Source organism: Microbacterium sp. NPDC028030 (assembly GCF_040637855.1).
GTDB lineage: Bacteria > Actinomycetota > Actinomycetes > Actinomycetales > Microbacteriaceae > Microbacterium.
The window spans coordinates 253,922-267,280 of sequence record NZ_JBEZXF010000002.1 but is presented as its reverse complement, the minus strand read 5'-3'; the positions used below and the strand labels follow the sequence as shown (position 1 = coordinate 267,280).

The window sequence follows — 13,359 nt, the reverse complement described above, 5'->3', positions numbered from 1 at the left end:
GCCGCGATAGTGGGGGCATGAACAAGTCACTCTCACGCAGCATCGGATTCTGGCTCCTCCTGGTCGTGTCCCTCGCCACGACGGCGGTCGGCGGATGGCTCATCTCCGGTCAGATCGGGACGATGACGACGACCCTTCTCGACGGCACGGCCACCGGCGTCGAGGTGTACGTCGGTCAGTCGCTGGTCGTCGTGGGCGCCGGAGTCCTCGCCGCCGGAGTCGTCGGCATCCTGCTGACCCTCGGACTCGTCGCTGCGCGTTCCCTCGTCCCGGCGCCTGCCCCGGCGGTCGTCGAGGCGATCGACTGGACGACCCCGCCGTCCGAGGATCAGGCCGCCGTGGCGGCTCCGACCTCGACCACCGGCGCGACCATCGCGGACACCGCCGACACCGTGGCGGACGCACCCCGTACCGGCGCGGACGCGTCCCCGGCCGACGACTCCCCTGAGGACGGCTCGTCGTCGGAACAGCCCCTCACGCGCTGAACCGGACCGCACGCAAGACCGCAACTCTGAGAACGAGACCGAGGCGGCGCCGAGAGATCGGCGCCGCCTCGGTCGTCACACCGGAGTGGAAGTCAGAACGGCAGCAGCGGGTCGATCGCCACGGCGACGAAGATCAGCGTCAGGTAGGTGATCGACGCGTGGAACACGCGCATCGGGCGTGGCTCCGTCCCGTGCACGGCCCGGTTGTACAGCCGGTGAGACTCGTAGATGAACCATCCGCCGAACACCGCCGCAGAGACGGTGTACACGAGGCCCATGCCGGCGATCGGGACGAGAAGCAGCGAGCAGGCGACCGTGGCCCACGCGTAGAGGATGACCTGGAGACCGACCTGTGACGCGTTTCGCGTGACACCCAGCATCGGGACGTCCACGTCTTCGTAGTCGTCCTTGTACTTCATCGACAGCGGCCAGTAGTGCGGCGGCGTCCAGAGGAACACGAGCAGGAACAGGATGAATGCGGGCCAGTCGAGCGAACCGGTGACGGCGGACCAGCCGATCAGCACGGGGAAGCATCCGGCGATGCCACCCCAGATGATGTTCTGCTCCGTACGGCGCTTGAGGATCATCGTGTAGATGACGACGTAGAAGAAAATGGCCGTCGCGGAGAGCGCCGCCGTGAGCCAGTTGGTCGTGGCGAGGAGCCACACCGTCGAGGCGATCGCGAGCGTCCACGAGAAGATCAGTGCGCCGCGCGGGCTGACCTCGCCCGTGACGAGCGGCCGGTTCTCGGTGCGGTGCATGTGCGCATCGATGTCGCGGTCAAGGTACATGTTGAACGCCGCGGCGGACCCGGCGCTCAGCGAGCCGCCGATCACGGTCGCGAGCACGAGCCACAGGTTCGGGAGCCCGCCCTGCGCGAGGAACATCACGGGAACGGTGGAGACGAGCAGCAGCTCGAGGACACGGGGCTTGGTGAGCGTGACATACGCCTTCACCGTGCGACCGATGGACGACTCCCTCACGGTCTGATCAGACATCGTCGAGATCTCGATCGCCTCCTCCGCACGTGTGACCGGACAACCTCTCCAGTGTATGACACCGGATGACGGGATCCGGCTCGCGGGCCCGCGTAGCGCATCTCACGTCACCGCTATGCTGAAAACACTCGCGCCCGGCGATGTGCACACCACTCCGTGATGATGCGGATGCGCCAGGGAATACGGGCGCCCTCGAAACTGTCGGAAAGGGCATGAACGTGTCGGAATTGCAGTGGGATGAGATCGATCGACGCGCGGTGGACACCGCTCGAATCCTGGCGGCTGACGCCGTGGAGAAGGTCGGCAACGGTCACCCCGGCACGGCCATGAGCCTCGCTCCTGCCGCGTACCTCCTCTACCAGCGCGTGCTCCGGCATGACCCGACGGATGTCGACTGGCTCGGCCGCGACCGCTTCATCCTCTCTGCCGGTCACTCCTCGCTGACGCAGTACGTCGAGCTCTACCTCGGCGGCTTCGGACTCGAGCTCGACGACCTGAAGTCGCTGCGCACCTGGGGCTCGAAGACCCCGGGCCACCCGGAGTACGGTCACACCAAGGGGGTCGAGATCACCACGGGCCCGCTCGGTCAGGGACTCGCCTCCGCCGTGGGCTTCGCGTACGCCGCGCGCTACGAGCGGGGCCTGTTCGACCCCGACGCCGCCGCGGGCACCAGCCCGTTCGACCACTTCGTGTACGTGATCGCCGGCGACGGAGACCTCCAGGAGGGCGTGACGAGCGAGGCCTCCTCGCTCGCGGGTCACCAGCAGCTCGGCAACCTCATCGCGATCTACGACTCCAACCAGATCTCGATCGAGGACGACACGAACGTCGCCTTCACCGAAGACGTCGCGAAGCGCTACGAGTCGTACGGCTGGCAGGTGCAGGTCGTCGACTGGAAGAAGACGGGCGAGTACGTCGAAGACGTCGCCGAACTTCACGCCGCGATCGAAGCCGCCAAGAGCGAGACGTCGAAGCCGTCGCTGATCATCCTCAAGACCATCATCGGATGGCCGTCGCCCGGAAAGCAGAACTCGGGCAAGATCCACGGCTCCGCCCTCGGCGCCGACGAGCTCGCGGCCACGAAGAAGGTCCTCGGTTTCGACCCGGAGCAGACCTTCGTGGTCGCGGACGACGTGCTCGAGCGCACCCGCGGACTGGCCGCTCGCGCCGCCGAGACCCGTGCAGCGTGGCAGGAGTCATTCGACGCCTGGGCCGCGGCGAACCCGGAGAAGAAGGAGCTCCTCGACCGCATCGAGGCACACGAGCTCCCCTCCGACATCTCGAGCGCCCTGCCCGTGTTCGAAGCCGGCAAGGACGTGTCGACCCGCGCCGCATCCGGCCAGGTCATCAACGCCCTCGCCGCAGAGCTGCCGGAGCTGTGGGGCGGCTCGGCCGACCTCGCCGAGTCGAACCTCACCACCATCAAGGACGCCCCGTCGTTCATCCCTGCCGAGTGGTCAACCCACGAGTGGTCGGGCAACCCCTACGGTCGCGTGCTGCACTTCGGCATCCGCGAGCACGCCATGGGCGCGATCATCAACGGCATCGTCCTGCACGGTCCGACGCGCGCCTTCGGCGGCACCTTCCTCATCTTCAGCGACTACATGCGCCCCTCGGTGCGCCTGGCCGCGCTGATGAACGTGCCGAGCATCTTCGTCTGGACGCACGACTCGGTCGCGCTCGGTGAAGACGGCCCGACCCACCAGCCGGTCGAGCAGCTCGCGACGCTCCGAGCGATCCCGAACTTCACGGTCGTCCGGCCGGCTGATGCGAACGAGACCGCCGCTGTGTGGCTGGAGATCCTCCGCCGACACGAGGGTCCCGCAGGCATCGCCCTGACCCGTCAGAACATCCCGGTGTTCGCGCGCGGCGAGGGTGCGGCGTCGGGCGACACGTTCGCGTCCGCCGACAACGCGGCCAAGGGCGCGTACGTCCTGGCCGAGGCGCCGAACGGCGCCCCCGACGTCATCATCGTCGCCACCGGCTCCGAGGTGCAGCTCGCCGTCGACGCCCGCGCGGCGCTGGCCACCGAGGGCGTCAACGTCCGCGTCGTCTCCGCACCCTCGCTCGAGTGGTTCGCCGAGCAGGACGAGGCCTACCGCGAGAGCGTGCTGCCCGCGTCCGTCACGGCGCGCGTCTCCGTCGAGGCGGGCTCCATGCTCACGTGGCGCGGCATCGTCGGCGACCGCGGCCGATCGGTCGGCATCGACCACTTCGGCGCCTCCGCCGACTACAAGACCCTCTTCGAGAAGTTCGGCATCACCACCGAGGCCGTCATCGCGGCCGCCCGCGAGACCATCGCGGCCAACAGCACCAAGGAGAACGCATGAGCACCCCCACCGAACAGCTCGCCGCCGCAGGTGTCAGCATCTGGCTCGACGATCTCTCCCGCACCCGCATCTCCTCCGGCAACCTCGCCGAGCTGATCGCGTCGCGCAACGTCGTGGGTGTCACCACGAACCCGACGATCTTCGCGAACGCGATCACCGACAAGAACGACACGTCGTACGACGCCCAGGTGTCTGAGCTCGCCGCCTCGGGAGCCTCAGCGGAAGAGGCCGTCTTCGCCGCCACGACGCAGGACGTCCGGGCCGCGCTCGACGTCTTCCGCCCCGTCTGGGAGGCGTCGAACCACGTCGACGGCCGCGTCTCGATCGAGGTCTCCCCCGACCTCGCGCACGACACGGCGGGCACCGTCGCCCAGGCCAAGGAGCTGTGGGCGAAGATCGATCGACCCAACCTGCTCGTCAAGATCCCGGCGACCAAGGCGGGCCTGCCCGCGATCACCGAGGCGATCGCGAACGGCATCAGCGTCAACGTCACGCTCATCTTCAGCCTGGAGCGCTATGCCGACGTGATCGACGCCTACCTGGCGGGCCTCGAGCGCGCGCACAGCGGCGACTTCGACCTGTCGAGCATCCACTCGGTCGCATCGTTCTTCGTCTCCCGTGTCGACACCGAGACCGACAAGCGCCTGTCGGCCGTCGGAACTCCCGAGGCCAACGCGCTCAAGAGCAAGGCCGGCCTCGCCAACGCACGCCTCGCGTACGAGCTCTTCGAGCAGAAGTTCGCCGAGAAGCGCGCACAGGACCTGATCAAGGTCGGCGCGAACCTTCAGCGCCCACTGTGGGCGTCGACCGGTGTCAAGGACCCGGCTCTCCCCGACACGCTGTACGTGACCGAGCTGGTCGCGCAGGGCGTCGTCAACACGATGCCGGAGAAGACGCTCGAGGCGACCTTCGACTACGGCGTCGTGACGGGAGACACGATCACGGGCGGTTACGACGAGGCCCGCGAGGTGTTCGCCGGGCTGAAGGAACTTGGAATCGACTTCGACGACGTCACCCAGGTGCTCGAAGAGGAGGGCGTCGCCAAGTTCATCGATTCCTGGCACGACCTTCTCGGACAGGTGTCCGAAGCGCTGGAGGCCCAGCGATGACCTTCGCCATCCACACCTCCGGCGCCGCTCGTGCCGCCATCGACGAGACCGTCCCGTCCCTGGTGCATGACCTCGTGGCTTCTCGCATCACCAGCGGCGACTCCACGCTCTGGGGTCCTGACGCCGAAGCCGAAGCCGCCGTGCGTCTTGGATGGGTCGAGGCCGTCTCGGTCTCGCGCCCCCTCGTCGACGACATCGTCGCGCTGCGGGCCGACCTGAACGCGAAGGGCGTCACGCGCGTGGTGCTCGCCGGCATGGGAGGATCCTCTCTGGCCCCCGAGGTCATCGCGCAGACGTCCGGCGTGCCGCTCACCATCCTCGATTCGACGGCCCCCGGCCAGGTCCTCGCCGCTCTCGACGAGGGCCTCGACGCCACAGTGCTCGTCGTGTCGTCGAAGTCGGGCTCGACCGTGGAGACCGACTCCCAGCGCCGCACCTTCGAGGCAGCCTTCCGTGACCTCGGAATCGACCCGACCGAGCGCATCGTCGTCGTCACCGACCCCGGCTCCCCGCTCGACGCCTCGGCGCGCGAGGCCGGATACCGCGTCTTCAACGCCGACCCGAACGTGGGGGGCCGATACTCCGCGCTCACGGCCTTCGGTCTCGTCCCCTCCGGGCTCGCCGGCGTCGACATCGACGAACTGTTGAACGAGGCTGAGGCCTCCCTGCTCGAGGTCGCGGTCGACTCGGCCGAGAACCCGGCGCTGCGCCTCGGCGCCGCGATCGCTGCGACCACGCCGCGGCGCGACAAGCTGGGGCTCATCACGGATGGCACGCACATCAACGGTCTGCCCGACTGGATCGAGCAGCTGATCGCGGAGTCGACCGGCAAGGAGGGCACCGGGATCCTCCCCGTCGTCCTGCTCCCCGTCTCGCCCGAGCTCGACGCTGTGCCCGCCGACCTCCAGGTCGTCCGACTGGTCGACGACGCCGACGAGTTCCATCTGCACGAACGCCACGAGGGCGAGATCCTCGTCAGCGGCACACTCGGGGCCCAGTTCATCGTGTGGGAATACGCCACCGCGATCGCCGGGCACCTGCTGCGGATCAACCCCTTCGACCAGCCCGACGTCGAGTCGGCGAAGATCGCCGCGCGCGGTCTTCTCGACGCCCGCCCGGAGCCCACCACGCCGGCCTTCGTCGAGAACGGCGTCGAGGTGCGCGTCTCGGACCCGGCTCTCGCCGCGTCCGGAACCGTGGAGGGTGTGCTCGACGCCCTGTGGGCGCAGCTCCCCACCGACGGCTACGTATCGATCCAGGCATACGTGAACCGTCTCGAGGTGCCGCAGCTCCAGGGCCTGCGCGAACTCGTCGCGGCGGACTCCGGTCGCCCGACCACGTTCGGATGGGGTCCTCGATTCCTGCACTCGACCGGTCAGTACCACAAGGGCGGTCCGGCGCAGGGTGTGTTCCTGCAGATCCTCGAGCGCACCGAGGTCGACCTCGAGATCCCGGAGCGCCCCTTCACGTTCGGCCAGCTCATCCAGGCTCAGGCCGCCGGCGATGCCGCTGTGCTCGCCGAGCACGGCCGACCCGTCGTCTCGCTGACGATCACCGAGTCCTCGGACGACGTGCTCGCCCTCTTCGAAGCCGCACAGAAGTAACAGCAGGAGAATCCCCCACCGATGTCTGTTCCCATCTCGCGCGGGCACAACCCGCTGCGCGACCCCGACGATCGCCGCCTCAACCGGATCGCGGGGCCCAGCGCCCTCGTGATCTTCGGCGTCACCGGCGATCTGTCGCGCAAGAAGCTCATGCCGGCGGTCTACGACCTCGCCAACCGCGGCCTGCTGCCCCCGGGGTTCGCCCTGGTCGGTTTCGCCCGCCGCGACTGGGAGGACCAGGACTTCGCCGAGGTGGTCTACGACGCGGTCAAGCAGCACGCCCGCACGCCCTTCCGCGAGGAGACGTGGACGCAGCTGCTGCAGGGCATCCGGTTCGTGTCGGGCGAGTTCGACAACCCCGACTCGTTCCGGAAGCTGCGCGACACGATCGAGAAGCTCGATGTCGAGCGCGGCACGATGGGAAACCACGCGTTCTACCTGTCGATCCCGCCGAAGGACTTCCCGCTCGTCGCCAAGCAGTTGAAAGACTCGGGTCTCGTCGGCGAGGACAGCGACGACGACGAGCGCTGGCGTCGCGTCGTCATCGAGAAGCCCTTCGGCCACGACCTCGAGTCCGCGCGCGCTCTCAACGCTGCACTCGAAGTGGCGTTCCCCGCCGACTCGATCTTCCGCATCGACCACTACCTCGGCAAGGAGACGGTGCAGAACATCCTGGCGCTGCGCTTCGCGAACGAGCTGTACGAGCCGATCTGGAACCGCAATTACGTCGACCATGTGCAGATCACGATGGCCGAGGACATCGGTGTGGGCGGACGAGCCGGATACTACGACGGCATCGGTGCGGCGCGCGACGTGATCCAGAACCACCTGCTCCAGCTGCTCGCTCTCACCGCCATGGAGGAGCCGATCAGCCTGTCGGCCGAGCACCTGCGCGCCGAAAAGGAGAAGGTCCTGGCCGCGGTGCACGTGCCGGACGACCTGTCGATCGCGACGGCTCGCGGTCAGTACGCCGGCGGCTGGCAGGGTGGCGAGAAGGTCACCGGTTTCCTCGACGAGGAGGGCATGAACCCCGAGTCGACCACCGAGACCTACGCCGCGATCAAGCTCGAGATCGACACCCGACGCTGGGCCGGGGTGCCGTTCTACCTGCGCACCGGCAAGCGCCTCGGCCGCCGCGTGACCGAGATCGCCGTGGTCTTCAAGCGCGCACCGCAGCATCTGTTCGGGCGTGGCAACGCCTCGGAGCTCGGCCAGAACGCACTCGTCATCCGGGTGCAGCCCGACGAGGGCGTCACGATCCGCTTCGGCTCGAAGGTGCCGGGCAGCGGCACGAACGTCCGCGACGTCACGATGGACTTCGGCTACGGCCACGCCTTCACCGAGGCGAGCCCCGAGGCATACGAGCGTCTGATCCTCGACGTCCTCCTGGGCGATCCACCGCTGTTCCCACGGCACGAGGAGGTCGAGCTCTCCTGGAAGATCCTCGACCCGGTCGAGAAGTACTGGGCGGCTGTGGGCGGCCCGGTGGAACAGTACGCGCCGGGCTCGTGGGGACCGGTATCCGCCGACGACCTGCTGGCCCGCGACGGACGAGTCTGGAGACGCCCGTGATCATCGATCTTCCCGACACGACGGTCAGTCAGGTCGCCAAGCAGCTCGTCAAGGTGCGCGAAGAGGGCGGAGCGGTAGCTCTCGGGCGCGTGCTCACGCTCGTCATCGCCGCCCGTAACGGCGTGGCCGAGGCCGCGATCGACGCAGCCAACGACGCCTCCCGCGAACACCCCATGCGCGTCATCGTGATCACCACGGGCGAAGGGCAATCCCGCCTCGACGCGCAGATCCGCGTGGGCGGAGACGCCGGCGCCAGCGAGGTCGTTGTGCTGCGCGCCTACGGAGACGCCGCCAGCAACGAGGAGAGCCTCATCACCGGGCTGCTTCTGCCGGATGCTCCGGTCGTCGCCTGGTGGCCGGAGGAGGCTCCGACCTCGCCGGCGACGTCTCCACTCGGACGGATCGCCCAGCGCCGGATCACCGACGCCGCGACATCGCCGGATGTGCGCGACCGACTCGCGCTGCTCGGTCGCACCCACGCGCCCGGGGACACCGACCTCGCCTGGACACGCTTGACGCACTGGCGCGAGCAGCTCGCCGCGGTGCTGGACCAGCCACCCTTCGAACCCATCACGGGAGTGGAGGTCCGTGGCGGCTCCGCGTCTCCGTCGACCGCGCTGCTCGCCGCATGGCTGCAGATGGCCCTCGGCGTCCGCGTGCACTGGTCGTACGAGGATCCTGAGCACTGGCAGGAAGGCATCAAGTCCGTGCGGCTCACTCGGGCGTCGGGCGACATCACGCTCGAGCGCCCCTCACCCGGCATCGCGATCCTCACGCAGCCCGATCAGCCGAATCATGATCTGCACCTGCCGAGGCGCACGCTGCGCGAGTGCCTCGCGGAGGAGCTGCGCAGACTCGACCCCGATGTCCTGTACGGTCGAGTGATCACCGAGGGCTGGGAGAAGCTGGGTCCACCCGAGACTGGAGAGTGACATCGATGTCGGTATCGTCCGCAGAGAAGCGGGTCGTGGTGGAAGCCACCCCTACCGCTCTCGCCCACCGTGTCGCCGATCGATTCCTGTCGCGCGTGCGCGCGCGCACGCGCGACGGTCGACTCGCGCACATCGCCCTCACCGGAGGTTCCATGGGTGGCGCGGTGCTCCGTGCGACCGCAGACGACCCACGTGCGGCGGACATCGACTGGTCACTGGTGCATTTCTGGTGGGGTGACGAGCGGTTCGTCCCCCGCGACGACGACGACCGGAACTCTCTGCAATCCCGTCAGGCGCTTCTCGATCACATCGCCGTGCCTGCGGAGAACGTGCACGAGGTGTCGGGGCCGGAGACGGGGTTGACCCTCGACGAGTCGGCCGCGGCCTACGCCGAAGAGCTCGCCCGGTTCGGTACCACCGAGCACCCGTGGCCGTCTTTCGCGGTCTGCTTCCTCGGTGTCGGCCCCGACGGCCACATCGCGTCGCTGTTCCCCGACCGCGAGGAGGTCACCGTCACCGACGCCGCCGTGCTCGCCGTGCGGGACTCCCCGAAGCCGCCTCCGGAGCGCGTCACTCTCACGCGGCCGGTGCTCAACGCATCGAAGCGCGTCTGGCTCGTGCTCACAGGTGCCGACAAGGCGTCCGCACTCGGACTCGCACTCGCCGGGGCGAGCTATACGAGTGTGCCCGCAGCGGGCGCGAAAGGCCGCAAGCGCACGGTGTTCTTCGTCGACGAAGCCGCGGCATCAGAGGTCTCGCCCGACCTGATCGATCAGGCGTACTGAACAGACGGCGTCTGCTGAAGCCCTGATCGGCTCAGGGCTGTTCTCCGGAGCCCGCGCGCCACGGAGGAGTCCCCGGTCCCTCGGGATCCTCGGAGCGCTCCGCTGCGCCGGCATCGGTGGACCGTGCAGCCGCGGCGCCGGTCTCTCCCTGCACTGTCGGCGTGCTCCCCCGCTCGATACCCAACTCCTGGCTCTCACTGAGCACCTGCGGGTGATAGCGGGCGAGCCCGACCACTCCCCAGACCGCGATGGCGCCGGCGACCGCGAAGATCACCATCACCCACGGCGGAGCGGCAGCGGCTTCGCCGAGGACGACCATGCCGATCAGGACGGCGACGAGCGGGTCGACGACCGTGAGTCCGGCGATGACGAGGTCGGGCGGGCCGGAGCTGTACGCGGTCTGCACGAAGTAACCGCCGACGGACGCCGCAGCGAGGAGCGCGAGCACGCAGATCGCGGTGATCCACTCGAACTGACCTGCCTCGATGCGCTTGATGACCACCTTCGCCAGCGTGGCGACGAAGCCGTAGAGGACGCCCGCGCCGATCACGTAGAACAGCGCACGCATGCGGTGCCGAAGGATCAGCCATCCGCCGCCCAGGATGATGATCACGACGAGCAGGAGCGCGAGGATCACGAAGAGCTCGCGATCGGTCACCTCCTGCTCGGTGGCATAGATCGCGGCGAAGAACACGAACAGGAAGATGCCGCCGACACAGCACACTATGGCGGTGAGAGACTGCCGCGTCGGTGCGTGCCCGGAGACCCTGGCGTTGAGGAGGGTCGTGATGACGAGGGCGATCGCGCCGAGCGGCTGGACGACGATCAGCGGAGCCTTCACCAGCGCGGCGAGCTGGCAGATCACGGCGAGTCCGAGCATGAGGGTGCCGAGGAGCCACGAAGGCCGGGTGAGCAGGCGCTTGATCTGATCGAAGCTCAGACCGGACGCGCCGTCGGCACCGCTGAGGCGTTCGACTTTCTCGACGCCTCGATGCTGGTACTGCGCTCCCAGGGACATGAAGACCGCTCCCGCGAGGGCGAGCGGGATGCCCAGCAGCAGTCCGGGGTTCTGGAAGGCGCCGACGAGCTGGTCGCCGACATCCTCCACCGCGTTCATCCATACCCCAGCAGTCACGTTAAGAGCCTACCCGGCGACCGCCGCCGACTAGGGTTGTGACGTGGCTGCACTTCCGATTCGCATCATGGGCGACCCCGTCCTGCACTCCCCCGCTTCTCCCGTCGAAGAGGTCACGGAGGAGATCCGCGCCCTCGTCGCCGACATGTTCGAGACCATGGACGCCGCGCCGGGTGTCGGGCTCGCGGCCCCGCAGGTCGGCGTCCCGCTGCGGATCTACACGTACGCGTACGTGGACGACGACGACCAGCCATGGCGTGGAGTCCTCATCAACCCGGTGCTCTGGATGACGCCGCTGGAGCCGGGCGACCCCGACCCCGACCTGGAGTCCGAAGGCTGCCTCTCGTTCCCTGGCGAGCGATTTCCCCTGCGCCGCTCGGAGCGGGTCCACGTGACAGCGACCGATCTCGAGGGGCAGCCGGTGACGATCGACGTCGACGGCTGGCGCGCCCGGATCATGCAGCATGAGTTCGACCACCTCGACGGCATCCTCTACGTGGACCGCCTGTCCGACGGCGACTGGAAGACGGTGCAGAAGATCGCCCGCAAGCGCGGATGGGGCCGACCGGGAGCGAGTTGGATGCCCGGCGTCGACGACCTCGAAGGCTGACGGCACTCTCAGCGGGTCCACAGCATCCTTCAAGTTGCGTCATAGACTCGACGCCCGCTAGCGTGTTCGCGGCGGGGGCCGTTTCGCATGCCTCCGTGACACCTGGGAGGGAAACACACCATGATGAAGATGCGCACTCGACGTGCCCTGATGCTGGCTGGCTCCGCGGCCGCGCTTTCGGTCGCCTTGAGCGGCTGCAGCGCACTGAACGGGATCCTGGGCGGAGGCTCCGCCGACGCGAACCGCGACGAGGAGACCGGACAGGTCACCGTGAGCGCGAATGTCGACGTCTTCTCGATCAAGCTCGGCGACTGCATGCTCGAAACGGGCTCGGGGATGCTCACCGACGCCGACATCCTCCCGTGCTCCGAGCCGCACGACCAGGAGGTCTACCACGAGATCACGATGGAGGACGGCGAGTTCTCCGACGCCGACATCGACGCCGCCTCCGAAGGCTGCATCGGTGACGCGTACACCGCGTTCGTCGGCGTGAGCTACCAGGACTCCGCCTTCGACGTGACCACGCTCACGCCCAGTCAGGAGTCCTGGGAGCAGAACAACGACCGCGTGATCCAGTGCATCATCATGGACCCGGCCGGACAGACCACCGGTTCGCTGAAGGGCGTCGCGCGCTGATCGAGACCAGCGCGATGGAGGGTGTCGCTGACCCGCCCCTCCGCTGACGGCACGGCTTCGCGCCGAGTGCACGGGTATTCCTCGCGAGGACCCCGCTCGCTCGGCGCGAAGCCGTACACTCGCGCACGGCGCACGGTGCGTGGGACGAGAAAAGCCCCCTCCGAGGAGGGGGCTTTTCTCGTTGGCTCCCCGGCTTGGACTCGAACCAAGAACCTGCCGGTTAACAGCCGGCTGCTCTGCCAATTGAGCTACCGAGGAATGTGTCCGCTGAGCGGGCAACTCGACAAGCTTAGCAAACTCCGGACGGAGTTCTTGCCACCGTGGCACCCTTCGCGGATGTCGGGCGTGTCGAGATCAGTGACGCGAATCCGACTCCGCATTGGGCACCCAGAGCAGGTCTCGACCGACGCCCCTCGCCACGACGTGTCCGCCGCGGAGCATCAGGGTCTCGGCGTTCAGCTCCCGGATGAAGTCGGCGTCGTTCGTGACGAGCAGAGCCGCCATCGACTGCTCCCTGCGGCGGCGGGTGATCGCATCGAACACCACGGGCCGGACCTCGAGGTCGAGGTTCGCGAGCACCTCGTCGGCGATGAGCACCTTCGGCTCGAGCACGAACGAGCGGGCGATCGCCACTCGTTGCCTCATGCCTGCACTGAGTTCGTACGGGAACTTCGCCGCTGTCCCCAGCGGCAGGTGCAGTTCATCCAACAGGGTGGCCACGCGGATCGAGAGCGCCTTGGTGTTGACCCTCCGCTCCCTCATCAGGATCGGCTCGGCGATTACCTCGTTCACGGTCAGACGCGGCGGGAGGTCCGCACCCGCACCCTGAGGCACGAAACCCGTCCGGTACGTGAGGATGCGGTGCTTCCGCCCCGGCCGACGGACATCGACGCCGCACACCTGCGCGCTGCCGCCGACGACCTTGACGGAGGGATCCGTCGATCCCGCCAGGGCTGCGACCAGCGTGGACTTCCCCGACCCGGTCGGACCCGCGACGCAGATCAGTTCCCCCGGGGCCAGGGAGAACGTGACGCCGTCGACCGCCCGCGTCGGCATTCCGTGGCCGATCCGGTCGATCACCAGATCCGAGCAGTCGATCGCGTTCGGGGATTCGGGCCGGCGGGACATGTGTCCATCCTGCCCTCTGCGCACCGCCGCTCGGC

At 68.3% G+C, this 13,359-nt stretch carries 12 protein-coding genes and 1 tRNA gene; 9 read left to right on the top strand and 4 right to left on the bottom strand.

What is annotated here, in order from left to right; genetic code table 11:
• Positions 1–17: 17 nt before the first annotated feature.
• Entirely contained in the window at positions 18–485 is a 468-nt protein-coding gene (locus AB0E56_RS10105; protein ID WP_359798623.1) for a hypothetical protein, read from the top strand.
• Positions 486–577: 92 nt separating this feature from the next.
• Here the strand turns inward: AB0E56_RS10105 and AB0E56_RS10100 are convergent, their stop codons facing one another.
• Positions 578–1,483 (bottom strand): heme o synthase, encoded by a 906-nt coding sequence (locus AB0E56_RS10100; protein ID WP_359798621.1) that lies wholly within the window; start codon positions 1,481–1,483, stop codon positions 578–580.
• Between the two features lie 218 nt (positions 1,484–1,701).
• Between AB0E56_RS10100 and tkt the strand changes: the two genes are divergently transcribed.
• Genes tkt through pgl form a run of 6 tightly spaced genes read left to right on the top strand, consistent with a single transcriptional unit; the run spans position 1,702 to position 9,815 of the window.
• Positions 1,702–3,813, top strand: coding sequence for a transketolase (tkt, locus tag AB0E56_RS10095; RefSeq protein WP_359800034.1), 2,112 nt, complete (start codon positions 1,702–1,704; stop codon positions 3,811–3,813).
• Entirely contained in the window at positions 3,810–4,922 is a 1,113-nt protein-coding gene (gene tal, locus AB0E56_RS10090) for a transaldolase (protein ID WP_359798620.1), read from the top strand. Before tkt ends, tal begins: the two co-directional genes overlap by 4 nt.
• Positions 4,919–6,526 (top strand): glucose-6-phosphate isomerase, encoded by a 1,608-nt coding sequence (locus AB0E56_RS10085; protein WP_359798619.1) that lies wholly within the window; start codon positions 4,919–4,921, stop codon positions 6,524–6,526. The genes tal and AB0E56_RS10085 overlap by 4 nt, the downstream gene beginning before the upstream one ends.
• 21 nt (positions 6,527–6,547) lie before the next feature.
• Entirely contained in the window at positions 6,548–8,098 is a 1,551-nt protein-coding gene (gene zwf, locus AB0E56_RS10080; protein WP_183150175.1) for a glucose-6-phosphate dehydrogenase, read from the top strand.
• A complete protein-coding gene (locus tag AB0E56_RS10075) occupies positions 8,095–9,030 on the top strand; it encodes a glucose-6-phosphate dehydrogenase assembly protein OpcA (RefSeq protein ID WP_359798617.1) in 936 nt (311 codons plus the stop codon). Before zwf ends, AB0E56_RS10075 begins: the two co-directional genes overlap by 4 nt.
• Positions 9,031–9,035: 5 nt before the next feature.
• Positions 9,036–9,815 carry a 6-phosphogluconolactonase gene (gene pgl / locus AB0E56_RS10070; RefSeq protein WP_359798615.1) on the top strand — a complete coding sequence of 260 codons (780 nt, stop codon included), beginning with the start codon at positions 9,036–9,038 and terminating at the stop codon, positions 9,813–9,815.
• Positions 9,816–9,846: 31 nt separating this feature from the next.
• Here pgl and AB0E56_RS10065 read toward each other — a convergent pair whose 3' ends face one another.
• Positions 9,847–10,932 carry a DMT family transporter gene (locus tag AB0E56_RS10065; protein ID WP_359800033.1) on the bottom strand — a complete coding sequence of 362 codons (1,086 nt, stop codon included), beginning with the start codon at positions 10,930–10,932 and terminating at the stop codon, positions 9,847–9,849.
• 61 nt (positions 10,933–10,993) lie between these two features.
• On the opposite strand from AB0E56_RS10065, the gene def reads away from it, so the two are divergent.
• Positions 10,994–11,560 carry a peptide deformylase gene (def, locus tag AB0E56_RS10060; protein ID WP_359798613.1) on the top strand — a complete coding sequence of 189 codons (567 nt, stop codon included), beginning with the start codon at positions 10,994–10,996 and terminating at the stop codon, positions 11,558–11,560.
• A 129-nt stretch (positions 11,561–11,689) separates the two neighbouring features.
• Positions 11,690–12,196, top strand: a complete 507-nt coding sequence (locus AB0E56_RS10055; RefSeq protein WP_359798611.1) for a hypothetical protein — start codon at positions 11,690–11,692, stop codon at positions 12,194–12,196.
• Between the two features lie 182 nt (positions 12,197–12,378).
• On the opposite strand, the gene AB0E56_RS10050 is transcribed toward AB0E56_RS10055, so the two are convergent.
• Positions 12,379–12,454, bottom strand: a tRNA-Asn gene (locus AB0E56_RS10050).
• 96 nt (positions 12,455–12,550) lie between these two features.
• Positions 12,551–13,324, bottom strand: coding sequence for an ATP-binding cassette domain-containing protein (locus AB0E56_RS10045; protein ID WP_183150181.1), 774 nt, complete (start codon positions 13,322–13,324; stop codon positions 12,551–12,553).
• Positions 13,325–13,359 lie beyond the last annotated feature (35 nt).